Here is a 24,340-nt window from a genome sequence, read left to right on the forward strand (position 1 = left end):
CCCGCACCCACGCACTCGACTTGGATGGGGAGGCCAACGGTGTGACGAGTGAATACGAGGTGGGAGACACCATGGACCCTCGATCCCGAACACTGACCCCGCGGCGCACAGGGCATACGCCGCGTCATGACAAGGCCACGACCGGCGCGGTCGCATGGGCCCCGGGCGCCTGGCCCGTCGCCGGTCACACGGTTCCGCTGATGCGACGGCCCCTCGACTTCGTCACGTCGCTGGCCGCGCACGGGGACGTCGTCCGGCTACGGCTCGGGGCATTGCCCTTCTACGCCCTCACGCATCCGGAATTGGTCCAGCACATTCTTGTCGGCGGGGCCCGCGATATCACTCGCGGCCGGCTCTTCGAGAAGGCGTCCCTCTTTCTCGGCGAGGGTCTGGTGGCCTCTTCCGGAAAGGTGCATCACCGGGCCCGACGGGCCGTTCAGCCGGCTTTCCACCACCAGCGGATCCCCGCCTACGCCGCCGTCATGGGCCGGGTCGCCGAAAGCGTCGTCGCGCAATGGCGCCCGGGGCAGGTCGTCGCGGTGGACCGGGCGATGAACGACCTGTCGCTCGGTGTGCTCGCGAACACCCTGCTCCCCTCGGGCTTGGGCACCCGCGCCAGCGCGGAGTTCCACCGGGCGCTGCCGGCTCTCTCGCGGGGCATGATGGTGCGTCTTGTGCTGCCGGAGTGGTGGGCGCGCGTGCCGGTCGCCTCGAACCTCCGTTTCGACCGCGCCCGTCACACCATGGAACGGCTCGTCGGACGGGCGATCGCCGCGCACCGCCACACCGGAGAGGACCGCGGGGACATGCTGTCCCTGCTGCTGACCCAGCGGGACGCGGAAGGCCGCGGTCTGACGGGCCGGCAGGTCCATGACCATGTGACCAGCCTGGCCGTCGCCGCGGTGGAGACGACCGGGGCGACCCTGGCCTGGCTCTTCCATGAACTCGGGCGCCACCGCGAGATCGAGGAGCGCGTTCACGGCGAGGTCGACACCGTGCTCGGCGGCCGGCCACCGCGCTTCGAGGATCTGCCGGCCCTCGCCTTCACCGGCCGGGTCGTGCTGGAGACGCTGCGCCGGTACCCGCCGTGGATGATCACGCGCCGCACGACGGCCGCCGTCCGGCTCGGGACCGTGTCGGTGCCCGGCGGGGCCGAGCTCCTCTACAGCCCGTACGCGCTGCACCACGACCCGCGTTGGTTCGCGGCCCCGCGGCGGTTCGACCCCGACCGCTGGCTGCCCGAGCGGGCGCGCGCCCTGCCGAAGGGGGCGTTCATCCCCTTCGGCGCGGGCGCGTACAAGTGCGTCGGCGACACGTTCGCCCTGGCCGAGATGACCATGGCGGTGGCGACCGTCTGCGGGCGGTGGCGGCTGCGCCCGTACCCCGGCGCGCGGGTCCGCATGGTCACCCGGGCGAACATCCACCCCGATCGGCTGCCCATGGTGGCCGAGGCCCGGTGAGGGCGGGCGGGGGTCACCCTGCACACGTGCTGCGGCGCCCGGGCCGCACGGGGGCGGCCCGCCGCTCAGCGGGCCGAGTCCACCAGGACCGCGAGCCCCGCCACCAGCCCGGCGTAGGCGACCACCAGCAGCAGGCAGCAGAGCATCAGCAGCCATCCGGCGACGATGGCGAACAGTGCCGCACCGCGGTCGCGGCCGCCCAGCCGCTTGCCGCGGCTGCGGCCGAGGTGCCCGGCCGGGATGGCGACGCAGGCACACAGGAACACGAACAGCGTGTACCACCCGCCCCACATCAGCCAGAACATCGGCGTCGCCACCATGCCCAGGATCAGGCCAATACCCAGGAAGGCAGCCCAGAGGGCGACGCGGGCGGGCCCGTTGCGGCCCTCGGCCGCGGTATCCGCCGCCTGTCGCGTACCGCTGCTCATGTCGCTTCCCCCCGTCAGCATGGAAAAGCCACCCTACGATGCGGTGCCGCACGCCGGAGCCGTCGGGGCCACTGACCGGATATCGACGTTTCGGGCAAGGAAATCCAGGCGTCACGCCGCCCGGCCTGGAGCCTTTGAAGGTGAAGAGATAAGATCACTTTAGTTGCCCTGGGCTACCAAAGTTGTCGGGATCCGGGCCGGTCCGTGGGCCGCGACCGGCCGACGCGGCTTCCGCCGCACCCCGGGCACCGCACACCATGAATCAGGAACCCAGGGAATCCAGGAACTGCGCATGCCCCTCAACGCGAACGACTTCCGCACCTACGTGGAGCACACCCTCGACGTCCTCGCAGCCACACCCGACCGGCACGTCCTGATCCATCACGACCGACGCGTCACCGGCCGCGAGCTCCACGACCTCGTCCACCGCATGGCACGCGCACTGCACACCCAGGGAGTGCGTCACGGCCAGACCGTCACCCTGTTAAGCGGGAACCTGCCCGAGACCATCGCCGTGCGCTACGCCGCCAATCTGCTCGGCTGCCGGGTCAACCACCTCTACAGCAAGCTCGCGGCCGAGGTGCAGGCCACCATCGTCCGCGACGTCGAGACCCACACCCTGATCGTCGACCCGCGGTACGCGGATCGCGCCCGTGAGCTGACCGGGCAGGCGCCGGTGAAGAGCGTCCTCACGCTCGGCCCGGCCGAGGTGGGCACGGACCTGCTGGAACTCGCCGCGGACGAGTCCGCCGATCCCTTCCCCAGCCCCGCCCGGCCGCAGGACACCTGCACCATCCGTCACACGGGCGGCACCACCGGCCACCCCAAGGCCATTTGCACCTCCTTCGACCAGGTGCAGTGGTTCCACGACGTCATACCCGAAGACATCATGGCCAAGGCGGGCCAGCCGATCCGGCAGCTGGTGTGCACCACGCTCGCCCACGCCGCCGGCATGATGGCCGATCACGCCCTGCGCACCGGCGGAGCCGTGGTGCTGATGGAGGACTTCGAGCCGGCGGCCGTGCTCGCGGCGATCGAACGCGAACGCATCACCCACCTGTTCCTGCTGCCGCCGCTGCTGTACCAGCTGATGGACCACCCGGACGCCGAGGGCACCGACACCTCCAGCCTGCGCCGCATCTCGTACGGCGGCTGCCCGTCCTCCCCGACCCGCATCGCCGAGGCGGTACGGCGCTTCGGCCCCGTCCTCAACCAGTTCTACGGCCAGAACGAGGCCGGCGGCATCAGCGTGCTCACCGAGGCGGACCACGACCCGGAGCACCCCGAGCGCCTCTGGTCCGTCGGGAAGGCCCTGGAAGGCGTCGAGGTGGCCATCCGTGACGCGTCCGGGCGCGACCTGCCTCCCGGTGAGCACGGCGAGATCTGCGTCCGTTCGGCGGGCATCATGCAGGGGTACTGGAAGCAGCCGGAGCTGACCGCCGAGGTGTTGCGGGACGGCTGGCTGCACACCGGCGACATCGGGCACCTGGACGACGAGGGCTATCTGACCATCGTCGACCGGCTCAAGGACATGATCGTGGTGGTCGGCGGCCATGTGTACACCACGGAACTCGAGGACCTGCTGAACTCCCACCCGCACGTCCTGCAGAGCGCCGTCTTCGGCGTCCCGGACGCCAACCGCATGGAGCAGGTCCACGCCGTCGTCGTGCCCACACGCGACGGCGGGGTCGACGAGCGGGGCCTGCGTGAGCTGGTGCGCACCGAGCGCGGCACGATGTACGAACCGGCGCGCATCGAGTTCCTCGACGCGCTGCCGCTGACCGACGCCGGGAAGCCGGACAAGAAGCTGCTGCGCCGCATGATGGAGCAGGCGGCGGTCTGACCCACCACCGGTCCCGCCCGTGTCCGCGCCGAGGTGCGCGGACACGGCCTAGGACCCTGCCTTGAGCGCGCCCAGGTGGCGTCGCAGCACCCTTCGGGCGTCGTCCGGCGTGACGTGGGCGGGTTGCAGCACCACCTGGAGCGCGAGGCCGTCGAGCAGTGCGGACAGTCGCAGCGCCTCCGTCTCCACATCGAGGGCCTCCGGCAGGCCGCCGACCCGCTGCCATTCACGCAGCACGCGTACCACCAAGGCGTGCATGCCCTCGTGCAACGCGTCCGCGCGGGCGCGCAGTTCGGGCCGGGTGCGCGCCGCGGTGGTGAAGGCGAGCCAGAGCACGGCCTCCTCGTGGCGGGTCTCGTCGAGGGGGAGAAGCTCCGCGAGGAGATCCTCGGTGCGGGCACGGCGGTCGATGTCGGCATCCGGGTCGAGCAGTTGCTCGGCGTGGGCGTAGACCCGCCGGTCGACGCGGCGACCCAGTTCGCGCAGGGCGAGCATCATCAGTTCGGCCTGGTCGGTGACGTAGTGACGGACCGATCCGATGGCAAGCCCCGCCTCGTCGGCGACATTGCGCAGTGACGCCTTTTCCAGGCCGTCCCGGCTGACGACGCGCAGAACGGCGGCGGCCACGGCCTGGCGGCGGGCCTCGGGGTCGACGATCTTCGGCATGTTGTCTTTATAGCACGGGTGAGCTAAATTATTTTTTTAGCAAGGTTGAGCTATAAAGGGGTGGGTCATGAACGTCTGGGTACTCGCGGCTCTCATCGCGGTCGTCGCGCTCGTGGTGGTGGTCAAGCGGCTGAGGGGCGAACCGCTCAACGCCCGTGACCTGTTCGCGCCGCCTCTCGTCCTCACCGGCCTCGGGGTCTGGGCCCTGTGCAAGGCCGACGGCCTGACCGGCACCGACCTCGTCTGGGTCGTCGTGGGCTGCCTCCTCGGTATCGCGCTCGGCGCGCTGCGCGGCGCGACCGTCCAGCTCTTCGGTAAGGAAGGGGTGCTGTGGCAGCGCTACACCGGCCGGACCTTCCTCGTCATCCTCGGCTCCTTGCTGGTCATGGCCGGCTACGGCTTCCTCGCGACACGGCTCGGCATGCACGCGAACGCGCGGCCGGTCCAGCTGTCCATCGGTGTCGGCTTCCTCGGTGAGGCGCTGGTCGTCGGCTGCCGGGGACTGGCGAGCGGCATACCCTTCGCTCCGGAGCGGGAGCGGCGGCGCTGACGCGCGGGCACGTGCCCGCCCGGGCAGGCGTGGCGGGCCGTGGCCGCCCCAGGGCGGGCAGTCCGTCGGCATCCGGTGCGTCGCTCGACCTATGCCGGTTGAATTTGCCAAAACCACCACGCGCGGTTCCGTTTTCGATTACCTTCCGTCGCAGCCGACATGCCGTTGGTAGCTGTTGTCTGTGTCTGACGAGTCGCGACGGTGCGCCGCCGCGGCGCGGCTGGAGAGGTCTGTGTGTCCGGTATCGACGCGTGCTTATCCGAGGCCTTGGCGATCCCCGGTGTCCGGGGAGCGAGTCTGGTGGACTGGACGACCGGACTCGCCCTGGGAGTGGCGGGCGAGGGCCCCAACCACGACCACGAGACGGCAGCCGCGGAGGCCGCCGAGCTGGCCCGGCTCACCTTCGAGAGCAGCGCGTTCACCCAGGCCGACCAGCCTGAACGGGCAGTGGAGGACGGACGCGCCGAACAGGCCGACGGGCCCGTGGAGGACCTCATCGTCACCGCGCGCGGCGGATACCATCTGATCCGCTTCGTGGAGACCGCCTTCGACAGCAGCGTCTTCCTCTACCTCTGGCTCGACCGCGCCGAGTCCAATCTGGCCGTCGCCCGTTTCCGGCTGAGGGATCTGACCGCCGCGCTGGTCCTGTCGTGACCGCGGGCGCGATACCGGCGCCGGCGGCCGTCGAGGACCGGTACGCCGAGGACCCGTTGGCCCGGCTGGCCTGCGAAGGTGCCACCGGGGCGCTGCACGGGCCGGTGGGTGCGCTCTATCTGTGCGACGGGGCGGTGGTGCACGCGGAGAGCCCGGCCGCGCCGGACGTGGGGTGGCGGCTGACCGCCCGGGGGCGGCTGTCGCCGGAGACCTGGGAGGAGGCCGTGGCGCGGGGCGGCCCGGGCTACCGGGCCGGTGACTTCCTCGTCGAGCACGGCCGGTTGAGCCAGGGCGAACTCGAACTGTGCCACCTGAGCGCGCTGTTCGATGCCGCCTACTTCGTCCTGTACCCCCTGGGCGACGGTCAGCGCCCGCCCGAGCGGTTCCTCCGCGAGGCCCGGCACTGGCTCGGCCCGGTGCGGCCGGTGCCGGTCCCCGCCCTCCGACGGGAGGTGCGCAGACGGCGCCGGCTCCTGGAACAGGCATGGCCGGGCGCGGCGGTGGACGCGGCGCCCGTCGTGCCCGTGCCCGACGCCGACCGGGGCCGCGGACGCGGCGCGCAGGCGGCGTGCGGCCGTCGGGCGGTGCTGCGCGCGGCCGACGGGGTACGCACCCCGGTACAGATCGCCCGGGCGCTCGGCCGCCCCGCCTTCGCCACCCTCCTGGACGTCCGGCGGCTGACGGCGTTGGGCCTGATCCGGCCCCCGGACCCGGGTGTGCCCAAGGACGGCCCGCCGTTGCCCGAGGCGCCGGGCGTCCCGGAGACCTCCCTGCTCATCAGGATCCGTGACGCGTTGGAGGCTTTGTGACCATTCCGTCCCCCCGTCGGGATGCCCCGCTCCCATGATGAGACGCGCCTTGAGGCAATGGACAGGAAGGAGACAGTCGATGACGGCCCTACCCGAGGTGCTCACCGAGCTCCAGGCGTTACGGGTCCGCGTACCGCATCTGACGGGTGCGTTGGTGGCGAGCACCGACGGGCTGGTGATCGCGCATCTCGTCACCGACATGGAGCCCGACGGGGTGGCCGCGCTGACCGCGGCGGCCCTGGGGGTGGGCGCGCGGCTGACGGACGCCGTGGGTCACGGCGGATTCCGTGAACTGCTGGTGCGCGGCGAGCGCGGCTATGTGGCGACGTACGCGGCCGGTTCGTCGTGCGTCCTGACGCTCCTGGCGGCGGCCGACGCCAACGTGGGCCGGCTGAACCTGGAGGCCCGCAGGGCGGGAACCCGGATAGCGGAGCTCGTCGACAGCGCACTGGAGCGTCGACGGCAGATGTGACCACGGCACCTCTTTTTCACCCCCTGTTCCGTCGGCGGACAGCCGTGGGAACGGGGCGGCCCTTGATGACCATCAATGACGAAAGCGGGATTCTCATGGCGAACACCGAAGCGGCCCTGCAGGATGCGATGACGTCGATCGAGGGCGCCCTCGGCGTCGCTCTGGTCGACTACGGCAGCGGCATGGCGCTCGGCACGCTCGGCGGGTCGCAGGCACTGGACCTCAATGTCGCGGCAGCGGGCAACACCGACGTGGTGCGGGCCAAGCTGCGGGCCATGGAGATGCTCAACATCCAGGACAGCATCGAAGACATCCTCATCACCCTCGGTTCGCAGTATCACCTGATCAGGCTGCTGACCGGCCGTGGCGGCAACGGCCTCTTCCTCTACCTGGTGCTCGACGGCAAGCGGGCCAATCTGGCGATGGCACGGCACCAACTGCGGCGGATAGAGGCGGACCTGGAGGTCTGACGCACCCGGACGCCCCGCGCCGGCACGCCTCAGTCGACGCACGGTATGCCGCCGCCCTCGACGACGCGTTCGTCGCGGGCGGGCGGACCGGGGGCGGGCTCGGCGTCGTCCGGAGGGCCTACGCCACATGGGCCAGCAGAAATGGCGGCGCGGTCCGAACAGTGATCGGCTGGCCGGGCCACGCACCGTCGTCCGCTCTGCAGCCGAGGAGCAGCCCCCGTGTCGTCGTCCGGAGACGAAGCCGCGCCCGCGCGGAAGCCGCTGCCCTGCGCCGGCCGGCTCCTTCTCGCAGTCCTGGCCGGGCTGCTCGTCCTCGGCGGTACCGCCCCGCTCGCGCACGCCGCGCCGGGCCCGTCGCGCCCGCTCGCGCGGGATGTCGCCGCCGCGCCTCTGTTCATCACCGGTCTGCGCGGCACCCGGGACATCAAGCAGCAGATCAACGTCTATTCCCGGGGCAACGTCACTCCCCTGTGGTCCTGGGTCCCTCCCGGCAAGGAACCCGGCCTGTCGTGCCTGCGGGAGAGCTACGGCGTGACCGAGGCCAAGTGGGCCGCGAACGGAACGAGGATCGCCGCGATCGTGGGCAACGGCGTCGTGGTCCTCTCCTATCCGAAGGGCGACCTTCTCTTCGGTGCCTGCAACCACACGAACATGCACTCCGTGGAGATGCTGCCGGGCAACAGGATCGCCGTGGCCGACACGAGCACCTCGGCCGCCGGCGGGGTGTGGGTCTATTCGATGGACCGGCGGATCGCCACGGAGCCGATCCAGCGGGTGGGCGGGCTTCCGTCGTCCCACGGGCTGCTGTGGGACGAGACCGCGAAGGTCCTCTGGGCGGTCGGCACGGACCGCTGGCCGCAGCAGGGGGCCGACTCCCCCGCCGTCCACGGCCTCCTGGTGGCCTACCGGTACGACCCCGTGAGCGATCAGCCGCTTTCCCCCCAGGCCGTTCACACCATGCGGCAGTCTCCGGCCCTGGTCGAGTGGCCGGGGTGGTACGACGGGCCGCACGACATCGCTCCGGTCCCCGGGCAGCGCGAACTGATCATCACGACCGACCTGACGGTCCTCGTCTTCGACATCGACCGGGCCGCCTTCGTCTCCCCTTCCGCCTCGGGTGCTTCCGAGACGCGTCTCAAGGGCTTCAGCTCCCACGTCAGGCAGCGCGACGACGCCGGGCAACCTCTCTCCGGCATGAAATCCATCGGCCTGTCACCGACCGACGGGATCATCTACGCGCAGCCGTCGTGGAGGGCCGACTTCGCGAACACGGTCGGCTTCGCCACCGAGGGCGGGCGCCAACCGGGATTCATGCCCGGCGGCTCGCTCTACAAGGCGCGGTGGTTCCGGGAGATGCCCGGCTGGCCGACCGCGCGCTGAGCGCGCCCCGGGCCGGGCGGGAATGAAGCGGAGCGGTAGCCGTCAGCGCCTTGGGCCGGCGTGGTCGGTACCGGGGCGAGCGGGGCCGTCGGCCGGTTGCCGACAGCCCTCGCTACCGTCGAAGTTCAGCCACCCCGGATGCCGCGGATCAGCGTCGCATCCTGGGACGAACCTCTCCCGGCGGGGGATGGCGCCGATGCCATCCGTCCGGCCGGTTCGCGGATGAACCGCGGGGGGAACCGCAGAGGGATTCCGTGCCCATGGAGCCGGCCGAGAGGCGGTCGCAATGCCGTGGACTGTCTCTGCGAGACTTCAGCACGGATGCCCGCCGGGGTGGCGTCGATGAGTACGGGGAACAGACCCGAAAGCGGGTCACGTAACGCGGATCTCGGCAGCTGCGGGCGAATGGCGGCCGCCCTCTGCTTCCCGTTTCGATCGGTCGACGAGTGAATTGTACCCTCCCTGATTGGGCCTCACATAGGGTGAGGTGCCCAGGTCAGCGCCGCTGTCATGACGCGGACCCACAGGTCGATCATGCATGAGGGATGCGATCATTTCTTCCCCGAGATTTTCGGTGGAAAAACTGTCCAATGAAATCGCCTTCCCCTGGCGGTGCCGCTCGTGATATTAGGGATTCGTACGTGGACAAGGAAGCACTGCAGAAGCTGCTCCGTGCGCGCCGGGCTCTCATAGCCCCGGAGGAACACGGCCTCGCCCGCCCGGCCCGGCAGGGGCGCAGGGCCCCCGGACTGGCACAGTCACAGATCGACCAGCTGCTGCACCGTGCGCCCGGGACCTTCAATCGGCTCGAGACCGGAAATCACCCCAACCCGCCCGAGGATCTGCTGCGGGACGTGGCCCGGTTGCTCGCGTTCAACGAGCACGAGTGGACGCTGCTGTGGCTCTACACCGTGCACCGCGACCCGCCGTACCCGCTGCACCCCCGGTCCGGCACCGAGGTCCCCGGGGCGTGGCAGGAGGTCGTCAACAGCATGTCCCACATGGCGTACCTCAACGACCAGTCCTGGAACGTCCTCGCCTACAACGAGGCGTTCGCCGCCATGTTCCCCAGCGGACAGGTCCCGGCCAACACCATGCGCTGGATGACGCTCGCACCCGAGGCCCGCGATGTGCTCACCGGGTGGACCGAGTACTGGCTGCCGTTCGTCCTGCCCCAGATGCGGGCCGCCGTGGCCGCGCTGCCCCACGACGAGACGCTGACCGCGCTGGAGGCGGACATCCTCGCCGACCCGGTGGTCGGCCCGCTCTACGAGGCCGGCGGGGGCGCGTACATCCACCCCGACGGGGACGAGCGTCCTCTCGACCACGCGCAAATGGGCCCGGGCTGGGTGTCGCTGTGCACGGCCGAACCCCTCGCCTCGCCCCGCGCCCGCCTCATGATCCTCGTCTTCCACCGCGGCGAGCGGAGGCCTCGTCAGCCCATGCTGCACGCCCGGTGATACCAACGGTGACGCCCCGGTAATACTCCGTATCGGCAGAGCACATCCCATGACACCCGTAGGCGAATTTGCGACACCTTTACACATAGGTTTGAGCCACACCGCGCCCGCCTACCTCGTGGAGCCCTCGTGCCCTCCTACGTCTCGATGCCTTCGATAGCCCTGCCCGACCACGTCGTCACCACCGATGACATCTGCGCCGACATCAGCGAACACCACGGCGACAACCCACGGCTGGGCTCGATCCTGCGCGTCATCCGGGCCACCGGAGTGCACACCCGGCGCTTCACCCGGCCGCTGCGCTCCCCCACCGTCGCCGGCACCGCCCCGATCGGGGAGCGCAACCAGGTGGCCTTCGCCGATTCCGCCCGGCTCGCCGAGGAGGCGGCCCGCGCGGCCCTGGCCACCGCCGGGCTGACGCCGGCCGATGTCGACTGCGTGGTCACCAGTCACACCACCTCGTGGGCGGTACCCGGCCTCGACGTCCACCTGACGGGCGCGCTCGGACTGCGCCCCGACGTCCGCCGGATCCCGATGGCCACCCTCGGCTGCGTCGGGGGCGCTCAAGCCCTCGTCCGCGCGGCCCGTGAGGTGCGGGCCGAGCCGGGCAGCCGCGTCCTGGTCGTCGCCGCCGAGACGATCAGCACGATCTACCATCACGAGGACACCACCCTGGAAAGCATGATTTACAAAGCGCTGTTCGGGGACAGCGCGGGTGCCTGCGTCGTCACCGACACCCCGCGCGGTCCGGGGCTGCGCATCGACGACACCTGGGAGTACTGGCTCCCCGACAGTCACGACCGCTACTGGGGCCGCCTCGACGACGCGGGCCTGCACTTCGACTCGACCCGCAAGGCCGCGAACGCCGCCGGTGACGTCATGCCCGCCCTGCACGACTGGCTGCGCGCCGGACAGCCGGTGACCGCACCGCCACGTTGGGCGGCCGTCCACCCCGGCGGACCCCGCATCCTGGACGACGTGGCCCGGGGGCTCGACATCGAGCCCAAGGTGCTCCGGCACTCCTGGAGCAGCCTGGAGGAGAACGGCAACCTGGGCGGCGTCGCGGTCCTCGACGTTCTCGCCCGCACCCACGACGACCCGCCCGGCGACGGCGAGGAGGGGCTGCTGCTCGCCTTCGGGCCCGGTTTCGTCGCCGCGTCCTGCCGCGGCGCCTGGTGCGCCTGAGCGGCGCGGACGCGCGGGCGAGCCGCCCGGCTCCGGTGCCGGTCAGGATTCCGCGGACCCGTTCCCTGGAGCCCCCGGCTCTCCGGTGTCCTGTGCGGACCGCCGTCGCACCCCGGCCTCGGCGGCGCCGAGAATGCTCTTCGCCAGCAGGCCGAGCGCCACGACGTCGAAGAGCATCTGCACCGTGGTCACGACGCGGGCGCTCCTCGTCACGGGCACGATGTCGCCGAACCCCACGGTGGCGAAGACCGTCACCGTGAAGTACAGGGCGTCGGTGCGGCTCAACGCCTGGGAGAAGGAACCGTGGTGGCCGTGCTCGATCAGCACGTAGGCGGCGGCGAAGAGCAGCAGGAGCAGCGGCACGGCGGTGACGAGTACCTCCAGGGCCCGGAGCCGCGGATACGGGGAGCGCGCGATCGCCCTGACCTGGTGGACGACGAGGGCGAGGAACAGCGACAGTCCCGCGGCCAGGGCCAGCGCCGCCCCGGCGTCCGGCGCGCGGTCCAGCGGGGCCAGGTAGTAGAGCACCACCAGCAGGGTCACCGCTGTCGTCGAGCGCAGGAAGTGACGGAGCATCACCCGGCGGCGCTTCTTTCGCCCGGGGCCCGCCCGGCTGCCCTGAGCTGCCATGCGGCATTTATACCGCCTTCGGGTGGTTTACTGGCGGATGGTCGTCCGGCTTGTGCCGGGCGCGCGGATCTTCGAGGACACCGGCGTTCACCCCGGCGAGGAGGCGGCACGCATGTCGGTCGGCGCACCCGTTCCGGCATCGGCGGCGATGCCGGAAGACCCCTACGCCCCCTTGCGAACCCGGCGCTACCTGGGGCTGCTGGCCCTGGCCGCGCTCATCGGGGCGCCGGTCTGCGCGGTGGCGTTCGGCTTCCTCGCGCTGGTCACCGAGCTGCAACCACTGGTCTACACCGACCTGCCGGTGGCCCTGGGCTTCCACGGCACACCTGCGTGGTGGCCGCTGCCGATGCTGGCCCTGGCGGGTGCTCTGGTGGGACTGACGGTACGTCACCTTCCGGGGCACGGCGGGCATGAACCGGCGTCCGGCTTCTCCGCAGGGGGCGCGCCCTCCCTGGCCGACCTTCCGGGCATCGTCTGCGCCGCCCTGGCCTCGCTGGGGCTCGGCGCGGTGCTCGGCCCGGAGGCGCCGCTCATCGCCATCGGCGACGGGCTGGCGGTGGGCGCGCTGCGCCTGGCCGCGCGGAACCCCGACGCCCGGGCGGTGGCCGTGGTGGGCGCGGCGGGCAGCTTCGCGGCCGTCAGCGCACTGCTGGGCTCACCGCTCCTCGGCGCCTTCCTGCTGATGGAGGTCTCGGGGCTCGCCGGACCATTGCTGGGAACGGTGCTGGCGCCCGGTCTGCTGGCCGCCGGGACCGGCGCGCTCATCTTCACGGGGCTCGGTGACTGGACGGGGCTCGGTACGTACGGGCTGGCGCTGCACGACATTCCCAGGGCGGCGTCGCCCACCGTCGCGGAGTTCGGCTGGGCGTTGGTCATCGGTATCGCGTCAGCCTTCGCGGGGGCGGGAGTCCGTCGGCTCGCCCTGTTGCTGAAGGGGCGCGTCGAGCGGCGGCGGGTGGCGGGCTCGGTGGTGGCGGGCCTGACCGTCGCCGGGCTCGCGATCGGCTACGGGGCGGGCACGGGGCGGGAGCCGTCGGAGGTGATGTACTCGGGAGAGACGGCGCTGGAAGGGCTGTTGGCGCACAGCGCCACCTACTCCACGGCGGCGCTGGTCTCCCTCGTCGTCTGCAAGGCACTCGCCTACTGCGTCTCGCTGAGCGCCTTCCGGGGTGGCCCCATCTTCCCCGCGATGTTCGTCGGGGCGGCGGGCGGCATCCTGCTGTCCGAGCTGCCCGGGCTGACCCTCACCGCGGGGTTCGCGATGGGCGTCGGGGCCATGGCGGTCGCGATGCTCAAGCTGCCGATGACGTCCGTTCTGCTGGCCACCCTGCTGTTGGGCTCCGAGGGGCTCACCGTGATGCCGCTCGTCATCGTGGCCGTCGTCATCTCGTATGTGGTGTCGGTGCGGCTCCAACCGGCTCCCGCCCCCGCCGCTTCGCGCTAGGTGGTGGTGGGCCGTGGTCCGGCACACAACGCCCAGATGACGAAGACGTCGATGGCGAGCAACACCAGTGCCCACAGCGGGTAGTAGGGCAGCCATATGAAGTTCGCGATCATGCTCAGGCCCGCGAGCAGAACACCGGTGACACGGGCCCACATCGCGCCCTTGAACAGCGCGAAGCCGGCCAGCATGACGACGATGCCCAGGATCAGATGCACCCAGCCCCAGCCCGCCAGGCTGAACTGGTAGGCGTAGTCGCGTGTGACGACGAATACGTTGTCCTTGGCTATGGCGGATATCCCTTGGAATATCGCCATCAGCCCGCCGAACACCATCAGGATCGCGGCGAACGCGGTCCAGCCGGAGACAAGGCCGTGGCCGGAATCCCGAGTGGCGGTGCTCGTCCCGCCTGCGTGCGTGGTCATTGTCGGGCTCCTTCACAGATGAGCTTCGTCGCTGACCGGAGCAGGCCGATCGGCGGCCTCCTTCTCCCATCGTCCCATGTCAGGCCCGGACCGGCAGATCGAAGAAGGGGCCGGGGGCGGGTGTCGGAAGCGGGTGTCATCAGGTGTCGAGTGGAAGTTCCAGCAGTTCCTCCGGAGGCCGGAATCCGGACCGCTGATAGAGCGGGATGCTGCGCTGTGAAGGCCAGACGATCAAGCCCTCGAGGCCGGCGCCGCGTGCATGCTGCTTCAGCGCCTCAAGGAGCGCCGAGCCGGCTCCTTTGTTCCGTTGTGACGGCATGACGAAGAAGTTCGTGACATAGCCGACCGGATTGTTGTCCTCATAGGGCTCCGGCATCCGCTCCACCGGACAGAGGAAGACGTGACCGCGGATTTCACCTTCGGTCTCCGTGACCCAGGCCAACCAGCGGCCGTCGCTGAGCCGGTCGCGGATCCAACGCTCGGCCTCTTCCAGGCGCCGAGCAGGAGCCGGCGGTTGCCCGTCGTAGTCCTCCTGCTTGAACGTCCAACGCAGTTCGGCCAAGGCCCGGGCATCGGTGGGCCGGGCCGGACGCACGAGGAAATCTGCGGTCATGGGGGCGAGCTTCGCTCCTGCGGCACGGTGAGGCAAACCGGTTTCCGCGCCGAGCGCAGCCACGGTGCGCTCCGCGCTTCTTACGGTTGCGGGCCTGGTCCGCCTTGTCCGGGACGGTGCGGCGGATGCCGTGCCGACGCAGGGCGCCCACGGCGAGGCCGACGACCGGAAGCCGCGTTCGACGGGTTCCAGAGGCAACTCGACGCGTTCGGCCCACGGCAGGATCACCGAGATCAGGGCGGTGAGCGACCGGCTGGGGATGTTCACTCAACTGGGCTGGGACTGGCCGGAGGCCGCCGCCCCGGCAGTCACACGAAGTTGACCTCCGCCCGGCTCAGCAGCGGGTCGTCGACCATCTGCCACAGCGGGACGGCGTAGTTGCCGATGCCGTAGCGGCCGCCGTAGTGGAGGCCCAGGACGCGGTGGTCGGTGAGGTCGAAGACCGGGGAGCCGCTGTTGCCGCCCAGGGTGGAGCAGTCGTGCTTGACGGTGAACTCCTCGGGGAGGAGTTCCGTCGTGGTGCCCGGCTGGAGGCGTTTGACGTTGTAGACGTCCATGAAGATGCGGCGCATCGACTCCGGTTCGTTGCGGCGGCCGTCCCACGCCGGGTAGCCGATCACGTAGACGGGGTGGCCGGGGACGTCGGGCGGTGCGTCGGCCGCTACCGCCAGGGGGAGCGGCAGGGGCTGGGTGCCGGAGGACGGGTCGACGCGCAGGAGTGCCATGTCGACGTCCTGGTGGATGCCCAGCACCTCCGTGACGGCGAAGGCGAAGGGTTCGCCTTCCGTCGGCGCGGTTCCGAGTTCTTCGGCGATGTCGACACGGGCGCCCATGCCCTGCTGGAAGGTCCAGCCGGTGCCGTCGGTGCGGGAGAACTCCACCGCGACATGACGGTTCGTCATCACCACATCAGGGCTGACGAGGAAGGCCGTGCCCAGCCAGTCCAGGCTGGTGTGTCCCGAGACCTCCACCCGGCCGACGCGGGCGAGGGAGTCGCGGATGGCGGCCCGCTGCCCGTCGAGCACCGCCCAGTCGCCCTGTTGGGAGGCGAAGTCCTGGTTCTGGATCAGGATGGCGGGTCTGCCTTCGAGGAGGACGATGGCCTCCATCCCGAAGGTTTCGTCGTCGCTGATCTCGTCCGTGCGGCCGGCGGCGAGCTTCTCCAGCCCGTCCGCGCCCGCCGTGAGGACCCGGTCGCGCTCCGACTGGGCGAACTGGGCGATCTGCCCCGCCGGGGCCTCGTCCGGGAGGAGTTCCTCCGTCGATTCGGGGCGTTCCGCCTCCAGGCCCGCGCGGACGCGGTCAGCGACTTCCCTCAGGTCCCCGAAGACCTGCTCGGTGCCGGTCGCCACCGGTGACTTCGGTCGCATGTCACACCTCCTGCGGCGCGCTGACCCGCGCCGGCTCCGACTGCGCTGCTTCGATCTCCGCGTGGACCTCCCCGTAGTGCTCCTTGATGTGGCGCATGATGACGTTCATCTGGGTACCGACATTGACGAAGGCCGTGCTCCTGCCCTGGAAGTTCACGTCCTCCACTCGTCGTGTCCCCCGGTGGAGGGCGACGACCTGCCAGTCGTCGGTGAAGACGGGTGAACCGGAGGAGCCGCCGCGGGTGTCGGTGAAGTAGCGCACGTCGCGCTCGTCCGCCTCGTAGACGAGGTTGTTGCGCAGGGCGACGCGCTTGGGCTGACCGCCGGGATGCTGGATGATGTTGACCGCCACGTACTCGCCCTTGCCCACCGTCAGCGGCTGCGCGGACACCCGCAGCACGGGCCGGGACGGCTCGGCGGTGAGCCGCAGGACGGCGTAGTCGAGCTCCTCGTCCCAGGCGACGAGGTCACTGGCGGTCGCTTCTTCGGTCTCCACCTCGTCCGCGTCGTAGTCGAAGCGGGACCGCGAGTGCTGCACCTGCAGTCGCAGGTCCGCGGGGTCGGCCAGCGCGCGCTGGGCGCCGGTGCCGGACCGGGCGTTCACCACGTGGTGGTTGGTGACGAGCAGTGTGGGAGCGATGAGCCAGCCCGTTCCCGAATGCGGGAAGCCGTTCGGCTGGAGGGGCGCGCCGCCCTGGTACGGGGGAACCTTGATACGGGCGACCGCCGCCCCCGCCGCGTTGCCGGAGCGGAGGAACTCGTAGGGCACCGTGTCGTCCCGGTGGATGATTTCTTCCTTGGTCTCCCCGGTGGGCAGCGCGGCGCTGATGTCCGGCTCGCCCGATGCGGTGCGGGCCACGTCGTCCAGGGCGCGTTGGATGACGGCGAGCGGTCCGGCCTCGACGGTCTGGGCGACAGCGTTGCGCAGCCACGTCTCCAGGGGGACCGATCCGTCGATCAGCCGCTCCACGCGGTTCATCTGGTTCAGATCCGAGTGCAGCTGACGGCCGGGGGCCGCGACGAGCGGCAGCGTGCCGCGGTACTTGTTCATGATGCCGTCGAACAGCAACTCCCGGACCATGGGGTCGGCGAGTCCCGCCTCCATCGCCGCGTCGCGCAGTTGGACGACTTCGTCGGGCGCGAGGTAGGCGTTCATCTCTCATCAGGCCGCTGGGGGCCGTTCCCTTCCGCCGGGGTGCCCGGCCGGGCCATGAGTGCGCTGGTCGCGGGGGCCCGGGCGGAGGGGCCCGCCGTGCCTCTGCGCATGGCGGTCGCCACTCCGGCGAGGAGTTCGCCGCTGTCGTCGCGCAGCACCAGCAGCCGTCGGGCGAGGTCGTTCAGGGTGCCGCGATCGCGGACCTCACGCAGGATCCCGATGATGCTGGAGTGCTCGCTCGACGGCCGGGGGGTGCCGACGGCGGTGTCCAGGATCTGCATCAGGGCGCCGCGCAGCTGCGGCCGGTGGGACGCGGCGCGGTTGATCGCCGCTCCGATGTCCTCCAGCACGCCGTCGTCGGTGCCGGGCAGCCCGACGACCTCCAGCGCGTGGTCGAGGGCGCGCGGGTCCCGCTCGTAGACTTCCGCCGCGACGGCCCGCACCAGCACCGGCTGGTCCATCAGCGTCGCGTCGGGCAACTGCCGCAGACGCCGGGCGAGCTGGTTGTCGACCTCGGGGTCCACGGGTGTGCCGGCCGTGAGCCGGGCCCGGGCCAGCAGGGCGCCCATGGCTTCGAGGTCCTGTCCCAGGCCGGCCGCGACGCCCTCCGCGACCTGGAGTTCGCGGTCGGCGCTCTCCCGGTCGCCGTCCTCCTCCGCGAGGCGGGCGGAGAGCAGCAGCAGTTCGAGCCGCTGCTCGGCGCAGCCGGCCTCCTCCGCCCGGTCGATCGCCTCCGACGCCTCCCTGCGTGCCTCCTCCCGTAGCCCGCTCCGGCTCAGGGTTTCCAGGAGCAGCGGGTGCAGGGGGCTGCAGGGTGTCCAGGGGCGGCGTTCGGCGAGCCGGGCGGTAGCCTCCTCGGTGAAGCCCTGCGCGAGGAGGTCCTCGACCTCGCGGGCGGCGATCCGCTCCCAGTCCTCCTGGTCGGCGTCGGCCATGACGTGGTCGGGGGTGTCCCCGCCGAGGTGCGCGGCGAGGAAGCCGGCGGCTCTCGGCGCCATGTCCTGCCGGGCGCCGGCCAGCAGCCGTTCGACGCCGGGCAGCCAGCGCTCCTCCACCGAGCGGGGGTTCTCGTTCAGCCGCAGCCGGTGGTAGATCTCCTCGGCGCGGGCCTCCAGTCCGTCCCTGGCCGCGTAGTAGTCGACCGCCCGGCGTTCGACGGTGCGCGTGAGTGCGGTCCGGTCGTTGCCCGACAGCCGCAGCATGATGGCGCGGACGTCGGCGCGGTGCCCCACGGCGTCGGGCCCGGCCGTCTCCACCAGGTCGAGGCGGGAGAGTTCCTCGAAGAGCCGGCGCGCCTCCTCCAGGGTGTCGACCCTAAGTCCGCAGGGCTCCGCGAGTACGTCCTTGATGATCTCGGGGGTGATGACGCGGAGCACCAGGCCGGGGTGGGCGAGCCGGCGGACCCGCTCGTCGGCGATGTGGTTGAGGATGCGGTCGTAGAGGATGCCCTGGACGAGCATCTGGTCGACCTTGCGGTAGAGGTACCGGCGCCGGGCGGGCAGGCTGCGGATCAGCTCGCCCATGGGGGCGGTCTCGTTCCCGGCCAGTACGGCCGCCCTGGCCGCCAGTTTCAGGCTGAGAGGGTGGCCGCCGACCCGGTCGGCCAGGGCCTGTGCCACGTCCGGGTCCTCGACGCCGCAGGAGACCAGGAGTCCGACGGCGGCCTGGGGGTCGAGGTCGACGAGTTCGAGGGTGCGGGGGGTGACCGTCCGGGCGGGGTGTGCGACGGGTGCGCGGCCGGAGACGATGACCCGCAGCCGCGGGTAGGCCGTCTGGAGCGCGACGAACAGGGCCCAGATCCTGCCCATCACCGGGGAGCCGCGGTACTGGGCCTCCTCGAACGAGTCGAGGGCGATGAGCAGCGGTGGGCCGCTCTGCCCGGCCGGGGTCGCCACCGCCCGTACGAGGATGTCGGCGAGCCGGCGGATGAGGTCGGTCTCGTCGGACGTGGCCAGTGTCTGGAATTCCCGCGAGGCGCTGCGGCCCAGGGTCGGCCGGGTGGTGGAGAGCCGGTTCAGCTGGGCGGCCCGTTCCCGTTCCTCCCGCTGGGTGGCGGCCCTGCGCTGGCACTCGCCCGCCAGCTGATCCAGCTCCGCGCGGCTTGTGGGGTACTGGACGCGGAGCTGCCGGGCGAGCTCGGCGATCAGGGTGACCGGCTCGTGGATCGAGAGCGTGGGCCGCTCGAAGTCGACGTAGCCGAAGGGGAAGTGGAGTTCGGGGTCATGGAGGGTGTCGAGGATGAACTTGGCGAGCAGGGTGCTCTTGCCGATGCCGCCGGGCCCGTGGATCACCAGTGGGGGTTCCCGGACGCGCCCGGTGAAGGACGTGCTGCTCCGGCCCTCCTCCTCGGTCCGGGCGCGGGTGGCTTCGGTGGGGACGCCGACGTAGGCCCGTAGTTCGTCCAGTTCGCGGGTGCGTCCTTGGAAGGGGTCCCGCACGAGGCGTTCGAGTGGCTGGAGGATCCTGGCGCGCTCCAGCGCGTGCTGCACCTGACCGATGTCGGGCAGTCCCGTGATCCCGGGGATCTCCGACAGCCACAGGACGGCCTGGAGGGTGTCGGCCAGTTCCTGGGCGTCCTGCTCCCCCAGCGGCAAGGGCTCGCCGGAGAGATGGGCCAGGGCGGTGCGTTCAGGCCCGGGGCCCTCGGGGCACTGTCCGAGGTTGCGCTCCAGGGCGAGCCGGGCGGCCTCGGGGCCGGCCAGCCCGCGCAGGGCGGTGCGCCGCGCCTCGGGTTTGAGGGCCCAGCGGGTCCTGTCCTTCATGCCCAGCGCGGTGCAGTCGTCGACGAGTTCCAGGATGGCCCCGCCGGCGGCCTCCTCCTCGTCGGGCCGCCTGAGCCGTGTGGGGTCGAACTGAGTGAGCAGGCAGGCGGCTTCCCGGTAGGCCCGGCGCGCGTCCGAGATCTCGCGCGGGTGCGTCCGCGTGGCGCGCAGTTCCTGCCGCAGCCGGGCGGCGAACACCTCACGGGTCCTAGAGTGACTGGTAGACACGGATGGCCTCCTCCGTCGCCGTGCAGACCCTCCGCATGTAGCAGGCGCCCTCGCAGGTTTCCGCTTCCGCCGCGCGCAGCACCTCCTGGACGGCCACGTCCACGAGTTCGCCGATGTCGGGCTCCTCGGCCGGGCCGCCCTCTGGGCGGGGCGGGGGGAAGTCGTGGAAGTACTGGTCGAAGAAGGCACGCAGATCGGCGGGCTCGACGGCGCGCGCCGTGTCCCGGCACAGATTTCCCCTGAGTTCGAAGGGTAGTTGACGCATCGTCGGCCCGTATCCCAGGAGCACCATCCGGGGTGAGTCGTCCCCGCGGACGGCGGCGTGTTCGTAGATGGCGAGGGCCAGTTGCCCGATGCAGTCCCAGACGTCGGAGTTCACATCGAGCGCATCGCATTCGTCGAGGACCAGCCAGAATTGGTCGTCGGCGGCGGTCGCCCGGCTGATCACCCGGTGCGCGGCTTCGTCGATCGAGGGGAGCAGGTCGTTCAGTTCCGTCGGGTTCAAGGGGGAGATGCCCGCGCGGGGGTCCGCGACGAATTCGGCGAGGCGGCGGATCACCTTGTCCGCGGTGGCCGTGCGCGACAGGGTGACGCGCGCGGGCCTGAAGCCGCAGTGCTGGCCGACGTGCCGGATGAGGTTGTAGGTGTACGAGCGCCCGCTGCCCTGATCCCCGTCGACGAGCAGGACGCGCTTCTCGGGGTCCTCGACGAACTCGCGCAGTGTCTGGCGGAGCTGCTGGCGGTCGATGAAGGCCTCGGTCCCGTTCTTCAGCACACAGGTGCGGAAGTGGTCCTGGGAGGCGTGGGCGCGGGCGTCCTCACGCAGCCGGTCCAGGAACTCGGCGGCCTTGGCCGCCTCCGGCAGAACGGAGAGCTCGTCGATGTCGGCCATGACCTCGAGCAGCTTCACCTGCCGCTCGATGCCCTTGCGTGACGCCGCCACCAGGACCCGGGCGTTGTCCCCGGCGACGGCTGTCAGCCGTAGCGCGCCGACGAATTCCGGGGGGAAGCCGTAGAGGGCGAGCTGCGCATGAGGATCGGTGGTGTCCAGGAGGTGTTCCCGGACCCACGTCATGACCAGGTCCCATTCCGTTTCGGCCAGCGGCATGGCACACCTACCCACCCGGGGAGGACTCGAACAAGTGGCGGACCGGCTCCCGGACCGGTGGAGCGCTCAGATACTGGCTGATGCCGTGGTGGTTGGCGCTGTCATTGGTCACCAGCAGGTCGGTGACCCGCTCCGACGGTGCGTACTCCTGCGCGAGGGTGTGGTCGAGTGCCACCACGTCCCGCAGGTCGGAGGCGTTGCGCCAGGCCACCACGCCGGCCGGGACGGCCGGCGGCCGGGCCAGCCGGTCGCGCACTTCGGTGATCGCCAGCGGCGATCCGACGGTCACGAAGAGATCGACGTCCGTCTTCTCCTCGCTCAGCACCTCGTAGGCGACGATGGTGCCGAGGCTGTGGCCGACCACCACGAGGGGCGCGCCGTCCAGACCGTCCAGCGCGTCCTTCACCACCTCGCGGATCGCCGGTCCGGCCTCGCTGAAGAAGTAGGCGTGGACGTCCTTGAAAGTGTGTTTGACGAGCAGTCGGAACACCGGGTCGCGGACGATGCGCGGCAGCGGCAGCGCTTCGAGCGGGGAGAAGGCGCCGACGTCCGCTCCGGTGTCCTCGGCCGTGCCCTCGGCGAGGGTGTCCGCGAAATAGGTCATGCCGCGCAGCCACGCGTCGAGGGCCTCCTCCCCCGCCGCGTCGGCGCCGGGCATCCCCTCGAGCCCGGGGCCGGCCTCGGACCGGGCCTGGGCGCGCACCTTCGCCACGAATTCCTCGGTCGGCTCCACGAGGGCGGTGACGGGCGCCTCCAGCTCCCCGTCCGGCGCCCCGTCGAGGGGGTCGGGCCGGAAGTCGGGCAGGGGCGCGTCGTACCGGAGGGAGGCCCAGTACGCCATGCGGGAGACGTCGGCCATGTCCTCGCCGAAAAGTGCCGTGTCCCACTGGGACTTGAGCAGTTCCGGGCGGACCTTGTTCCCGTTGCCGTGGACGTAGACGATCCTGGGTCGCATCGTGCCTCCCGCGCCCCCACCGCACCGTTTTCCCGTCACTCTCAGTATTGGCCCGCCGGGAAACGACCGCCAACCGAGTCGCTCCCCGCCGCCCCGGCTACCCCCTGGTAGGGGGCCTAACATGGAGATATCACCCGGAGGCGATGCCCCATGACATTCGTACAGATAGTGGACTGCAAGACCCGTAGGTACGACGACATGAACCGGCTCCTGGACAACTGGCTCGAACTGACCGAGGGAAAACGCACCGCCACCCACTCGGTCATCGGCCGGGACCGCTCCGACAGTGAGCACTACGTGGAAATCATCGAGTTCCCCTCGTACGAGCAGGCGATGGAGAACTCGAAACTGCCGGAGACCAATCGCATCTTCGAAGAGATGGTGGCGCTCTGCGACGGAATGCCGACATTCACCGACCTCGACGTAGTACGCGACGAACAGCTCAACAAGGCGACGGCCCGCCGTTTCTACGAGGAGATAGCCGTCGGGGGCAACCTGGACCTGATCGACGAACTCTTCGCCGACGACTACCGCGACCACGACGTCTCCAAGGAGGAGGAGACCACCGTCGGGTCCGACGTCATCAAGGCGGACGTGGCCGGCTGGCGCAAGGCATTCGATTTCGACTTCACGATCGACAGCCAGGTGGCCGAGGGCGATCAGGTCGTCACCCGCTGGTCCTGGCGCGGAACGCACCAGGACGTCTTCATGGGCCTCCCCGCCACGGGCCGGACCACGGACATGACCGGGGTCACGATCTTCCGCTTCCGCGACGGAAAGATCCAGGAAGGCTGGTGGACCTACGATCTGCTGCGCGTGATGCGCCAGGTCGGCGCGACAGAGAAGTAGGCGCCCCTGTCCGAAGCCGCGCTCAGACGGTCGCGCGGACGGGCAGGACGCGCGGGCCGCGGACCAGCAGACCGGGGCGGTAGTCGAGCGCCGCGGGGTCCGCGGCGAGGGTCAGCCCGGGCAGCCCCGCGAACAGCAGCGGGAGGGCGATCGCCGCCTCCAGCCGGGCCAGCCGCGAACCGAGGCAGAAGTGCGGACCATGGCCGAAGGCCACATGGGCCGCCGCCCGGCCGCCGTCGGCCAGATAACGGCCCGGGCGGAACGCGTCCGGCGCCGGAAAGTACTCCGGGTCGCGATTGGCGGCCGCGAGGACGACGAGGACCGAGGCGTCGGCCGGTATGTCCACTCCCCCGCCGAGTCCCCCGCCGAGCTCCACCCGCTCCGTCGTACGCCGCCACGTCGTCCCCTCCAGCGGGCTCGCGTGCCGCAACACCTCCTCGGTCACGGCGGCCCAGCGAGCGGACCCCTCCCGCCGCGCGGCGACGAGTTCCGCGGGATGCGTGAGCAGCAGCAACGATGCGGAGGCCAGCAGGTTCATGGTCGTCTCGTAGCCCGCGAACAGCAGCAGGAAGGCCATGGCCAGCAGCTCGCCGTCATCGAGCCCGCCCTCACCCGCGTCGCGGACCAGCGCGCTGAAGAGATCGTCGCCGGGGGCCCGCCGCTTCCGCGCGATCAGCTCGGTGAAGTAGGTGTGCAGGCTGGTCCAGGCCTCGTCGACGGCACCGGGCGCGAGCGCGTCGGCGGGCGATCCGACCCGGTACGTCCAGGTACGCAGATCCGCGCGATCGACCTCCGGCACCCCCAGCACCTCACCGATCACCAACACCGGCAGCGGGAAGGCGAAGGCGTCCACCAGGTCGACGCTCCCGTCCCGGGCGAGCCGCTCACCGGCCTCGGACACCAGGTCCGCCGTCAGCCGCTCGATGCGCGGCCGGAGCGCGTCGACCCGGCGCGGGGTGAAGGCGGCGGTGCTCAGGCGGCGCAGCCGGGTGTGGTCGGGGGCATCGGTGTTGAGCATGTGCCGGGCGAGGCAGCCGCGGGCGCGCTGCGCCGGGGAGTCGGGCTTGGGACGGCCCGCCGCACGCGGCGGCACGTTCGAGAAGCGCGGGTCGGCGAGCACCTCCCGGGCCTGCCGGTAGCCGGTGACCAGCCAGGCATGGGTGCCGTTGGCCAGCGCCACCCGCGCCGCCGGACCCTGCGCGCGCAGCCGCGCGTAGTACGGGTACGGGTCGCGTGCGAAGGCGGGATCTGCGGGATTCAGGGCGTCGGGCACCCGCTCATCCTCGCCCATCGCCGCCGTCCGGCCGACGGTGACCCCGGCCAGCAGCCCCGGGGCCGCTCTGTGCGGTTCCCACAAAGCGGCACGGCGGGTTCGGCCGGATGTCTACGCCGATTTTCGGCGGTCGGCAACCCGTGGCAGAGCGGC

At 71.1% G+C, this 24,340-nt stretch carries 23 protein-coding genes; 12 read left to right on the forward strand and 11 right to left on the reverse strand.

The annotated features are described in order from the left end of the window. The first annotated feature begins 71 nt into the window (after positions 1 to 71). On the forward strand, positions 72 to 1,460 hold the full coding sequence (locus AB8O64_RS03285; protein ID WP_370417761.1) for a cytochrome P450: 1,389 nt from the start codon (positions 72 to 74) through the stop codon (positions 1,458 to 1,460). A 65-nt stretch (positions 1,461 to 1,525) separates the two neighbouring features. Here AB8O64_RS03285 and AB8O64_RS03290 read toward each other — a convergent pair whose 3' ends face one another. Continuing rightward, entirely contained in the window at positions 1,526 to 1,888 is a 363-nt protein-coding gene (locus AB8O64_RS03290; RefSeq protein WP_370417762.1) for a DUF4190 domain-containing protein, read from the reverse strand. A gap of 292 nt (positions 1,889 to 2,180) precedes the next feature. Here AB8O64_RS03290 and AB8O64_RS03295 point away from each other — a divergent pair, with 292 nt between their 5' ends. Continuing rightward, a complete protein-coding gene (locus AB8O64_RS03295; protein WP_370417763.1) occupies positions 2,181 to 3,731 on the forward strand; it encodes an AMP-binding protein in 1,551 nt (516 codons plus the stop codon). 48 nt (positions 3,732 to 3,779) lie between these two features. On the opposite strand, the gene AB8O64_RS03300 is transcribed toward AB8O64_RS03295, so the two are convergent. Continuing rightward, positions 3,780 to 4,397 (reverse strand): TetR/AcrR family transcriptional regulator, encoded by a 618-nt coding sequence (locus AB8O64_RS03300; RefSeq protein WP_370417764.1) that lies wholly within the window; start codon positions 4,395 to 4,397, stop codon positions 3,780 to 3,782. Between the two features lie 67 nt (positions 4,398 to 4,464). On the opposite strand from AB8O64_RS03300, the gene AB8O64_RS03305 reads away from it, so the two are divergent. From AB8O64_RS03305 to AB8O64_RS03340, 8 genes are all read left to right on the forward strand, one after another. Further along, positions 4,465 to 4,947, forward strand: coding sequence for a DUF1453 domain-containing protein (locus tag AB8O64_RS03305; RefSeq protein WP_370417765.1), 483 nt, complete (start codon positions 4,465 to 4,467; stop codon positions 4,945 to 4,947). Between the two features lie 234 nt (positions 4,948 to 5,181). Next, positions 5,182 to 5,601: a hypothetical protein gene (locus AB8O64_RS03310; RefSeq protein ID WP_370417766.1), complete on the forward strand. Its 420-nt coding sequence runs from the start codon at positions 5,182 to 5,184 to the stop codon at positions 5,599 to 5,601. Further along, positions 5,598 to 6,410 (forward strand): transcriptional regulator, encoded by an 813-nt coding sequence (locus AB8O64_RS03315; protein WP_370417767.1) that lies wholly within the window; start codon positions 5,598 to 5,600, stop codon positions 6,408 to 6,410. The genes AB8O64_RS03310 and AB8O64_RS03315 overlap by 4 nt, the downstream gene beginning before the upstream one ends. A gap of 37 nt (positions 6,411 to 6,447) precedes the next feature. Next, entirely contained in the window at positions 6,448 to 6,882 is a 435-nt protein-coding gene (locus AB8O64_RS03320; protein WP_361930722.1) for a roadblock/LC7 domain-containing protein, read from the forward strand. 95 nt (positions 6,883 to 6,977) lie between these two features. Beyond that, positions 6,978 to 7,352 (forward strand): hypothetical protein, encoded by a 375-nt coding sequence (locus AB8O64_RS03325; protein ID WP_356455860.1) that lies wholly within the window; start codon positions 6,978 to 6,980, stop codon positions 7,350 to 7,352. 219 nt (positions 7,353 to 7,571) lie between these two features. Then, entirely contained in the window at positions 7,572 to 8,732 is a 1,161-nt protein-coding gene (locus AB8O64_RS03330) for a hypothetical protein (protein WP_370417768.1), read from the forward strand. 641 nt (positions 8,733 to 9,373) lie between these two features. Beyond that, a complete protein-coding gene (locus AB8O64_RS03335; RefSeq protein WP_356455864.1) occupies positions 9,374 to 10,192 on the forward strand; it encodes a helix-turn-helix domain-containing protein in 819 nt (272 codons plus the stop codon). A gap of 129 nt (positions 10,193 to 10,321) precedes the next feature. Further along, positions 10,322 to 11,377, forward strand: a complete 1,056-nt coding sequence (locus AB8O64_RS03340; RefSeq protein ID WP_370417769.1) for a PhlD — start codon at positions 10,322 to 10,324, stop codon at positions 11,375 to 11,377. Positions 11,378 to 11,419: 42 nt separating this feature from the next. Here AB8O64_RS03340 and AB8O64_RS03345 read toward each other — a convergent pair whose 3' ends face one another. Beyond that, positions 11,420 to 12,007 (reverse strand): potassium channel family protein, encoded by a 588-nt coding sequence (locus tag AB8O64_RS03345; RefSeq protein WP_370417770.1) that lies wholly within the window; start codon positions 12,005 to 12,007, stop codon positions 11,420 to 11,422. Positions 12,008 to 12,119: 112 nt separating this feature from the next. On the opposite strand from AB8O64_RS03345, the gene AB8O64_RS03350 reads away from it, so the two are divergent. Beyond that, positions 12,120 to 13,451 carry a chloride channel protein gene (locus AB8O64_RS03350; RefSeq protein WP_370423779.1) on the forward strand — a complete coding sequence of 444 codons (1,332 nt, stop codon included), beginning with the start codon at positions 12,120 to 12,122 and terminating at the stop codon, positions 13,449 to 13,451. Here the strand turns inward: AB8O64_RS03350 and AB8O64_RS03355 are convergent. From AB8O64_RS03355 to AB8O64_RS03385, 7 genes are all read right to left on the reverse strand, one after another. Further along, on the reverse strand, positions 13,448 to 13,873 hold the full coding sequence (locus tag AB8O64_RS03355) for a hypothetical protein (protein WP_370417771.1): 426 nt from the start codon (positions 13,871 to 13,873) through the stop codon (positions 13,448 to 13,450). The two genes, AB8O64_RS03350 and AB8O64_RS03355, sit on opposite strands and share 4 nt — an antisense overlap. A 139-nt stretch (positions 13,874 to 14,012) precedes the next feature. Further along, positions 14,013 to 14,753: an N-acetyltransferase family protein gene (locus AB8O64_RS03360; RefSeq protein WP_370417772.1), complete on the reverse strand. Its 741-nt coding sequence runs from the start codon at positions 14,751 to 14,753 to the stop codon at positions 14,013 to 14,015. Positions 14,754 to 14,794: 41 nt separating this feature from the next. After that, positions 14,795 to 15,856: a serine protease gene (locus tag AB8O64_RS03365; protein ID WP_370417773.1), complete on the reverse strand. Its 1,062-nt coding sequence runs from the start codon at positions 15,854 to 15,856 to the stop codon at positions 14,795 to 14,797. A 1-nt stretch (position 15,857) separates the two neighbouring features. Then, a complete protein-coding gene (locus AB8O64_RS03370; RefSeq protein WP_370417774.1) occupies positions 15,858 to 17,012 on the reverse strand; it encodes a trypsin-like peptidase domain-containing protein in 1,155 nt (384 codons plus the stop codon). After that, the gene (locus AB8O64_RS03375) at positions 17,009 to 19,972 is read right to left on the reverse strand and encodes an AAA family ATPase (protein WP_370417775.1); all 2,964 of its coding nucleotides are present in this window, start codon (positions 19,970 to 19,972) and stop codon (positions 17,009 to 17,011) included. The genes AB8O64_RS03370 and AB8O64_RS03375 overlap by 4 nt, the downstream gene beginning before the upstream one ends. 10 nt (positions 19,973 to 19,982) lie before the next feature. Continuing rightward, complete coding sequence (locus tag AB8O64_RS03380) at positions 19,983 to 21,110, reverse strand: hypothetical protein (RefSeq protein WP_370417776.1); 1,128 nt, start codon at positions 21,108 to 21,110, stop codon at positions 19,983 to 19,985. Between the two features lie 7 nt (positions 21,111 to 21,117). Then, positions 21,118 to 22,065, reverse strand: a complete 948-nt coding sequence (locus AB8O64_RS03385; protein WP_370417777.1) for a hypothetical protein — start codon at positions 22,063 to 22,065, stop codon at positions 21,118 to 21,120. A gap of 150 nt (positions 22,066 to 22,215) precedes the next feature. On the opposite strand from AB8O64_RS03385, the gene AB8O64_RS03390 reads away from it, so the two are divergent. After that, positions 22,216 to 22,914: an ester cyclase gene (locus AB8O64_RS03390; RefSeq protein ID WP_370417778.1), complete on the forward strand. Its 699-nt coding sequence runs from the start codon at positions 22,216 to 22,218 to the stop codon at positions 22,912 to 22,914. 22 nt (positions 22,915 to 22,936) lie between these two features. Here AB8O64_RS03390 and AB8O64_RS03395 read toward each other — a convergent pair whose 3' ends face one another. Beyond that, on the reverse strand, positions 22,937 to 24,271 hold the full coding sequence (locus tag AB8O64_RS03395) for a cytochrome P450 (RefSeq protein ID WP_370417779.1): 1,335 nt from the start codon (positions 24,269 to 24,271) through the stop codon (positions 22,937 to 22,939). Positions 24,272 to 24,340: the final 69 nt, after the last annotated feature.

Source organism: Streptomyces sp. QH1-20 (assembly GCF_041283565.1).
Taxonomy (GTDB): domain Bacteria; phylum Actinomycetota; class Actinomycetes; order Streptomycetales; family Streptomycetaceae; genus Streptomyces; species Streptomyces syringius.

Excerpts from the sequence above, each read along its gene's own strand:
- AB8O64_RS03285 (WP_370417761.1), top strand. The coding sequence starts at position 72 with ATGGACCCTCGATCCCGAACACTGACCCCGCGGCGCACAGGGCATACG.
- AB8O64_RS03290 (WP_370417762.1), bottom strand. The coding sequence starts at position 1,888 with ATGAGCAGCGGTACGCGACAGGCGGCGGATACCGCGGCCGAGGGCCGC.
- AB8O64_RS03295 (WP_370417763.1), top strand. The coding sequence starts at position 2,181 with ATGCCCCTCAACGCGAACGACTTCCGCACCTACGTGGAGCACACCCTC.
- AB8O64_RS03300 (WP_370417764.1), bottom strand. The coding sequence starts at position 4,397 with ATGCCGAAGATCGTCGACCCCGAGGCCCGCCGCCAGGCCGTGGCCGCC.
- AB8O64_RS03305 (WP_370417765.1), top strand. The coding sequence starts at position 4,465 with ATGAACGTCTGGGTACTCGCGGCTCTCATCGCGGTCGTCGCGCTCGTG.
- AB8O64_RS03320 (WP_361930722.1), top strand. The coding sequence starts at position 6,448 with ATGAGACGCGCCTTGAGGCAATGGACAGGAAGGAGACAGTCGATGACG.
- AB8O64_RS03325 (WP_356455860.1), top strand. The coding sequence starts at position 6,978 with ATGGCGAACACCGAAGCGGCCCTGCAGGATGCGATGACGTCGATCGAG.
- AB8O64_RS03345 (WP_370417770.1), bottom strand. The coding sequence starts at position 12,007 with ATGGCAGCTCAGGGCAGCCGGGCGGGCCCCGGGCGAAAGAAGCGCCGC.
- AB8O64_RS03350 (WP_370423779.1), top strand. The coding sequence starts at position 12,120 with ATGTCGGTCGGCGCACCCGTTCCGGCATCGGCGGCGATGCCGGAAGAC.
- AB8O64_RS03355 (WP_370417771.1), bottom strand. The coding sequence starts at position 13,873 with ATGACCACGCACGCAGGCGGGACGAGCACCGCCACTCGGGATTCCGGC.
- AB8O64_RS03365 (WP_370417773.1), bottom strand. The coding sequence starts at position 15,856 with ATGCGACCGAAGTCACCGGTGGCGACCGGCACCGAGCAGGTCTTCGGG.
- AB8O64_RS03370 (WP_370417774.1), bottom strand. The coding sequence starts at position 17,012 with ATGAACGCCTACCTCGCGCCCGACGAAGTCGTCCAACTGCGCGACGCG.
- AB8O64_RS03380 (WP_370417776.1), bottom strand. The coding sequence starts at position 21,110 with ATGCCGCTGGCCGAAACGGAATGGGACCTGGTCATGACGTGGGTCCGG.
- AB8O64_RS03385 (WP_370417777.1), bottom strand. The coding sequence starts at position 22,065 with ATGCGACCCAGGATCGTCTACGTCCACGGCAACGGGAACAAGGTCCGC.
- AB8O64_RS03390 (WP_370417778.1), top strand. The coding sequence starts at position 22,216 with ATGACATTCGTACAGATAGTGGACTGCAAGACCCGTAGGTACGACGAC.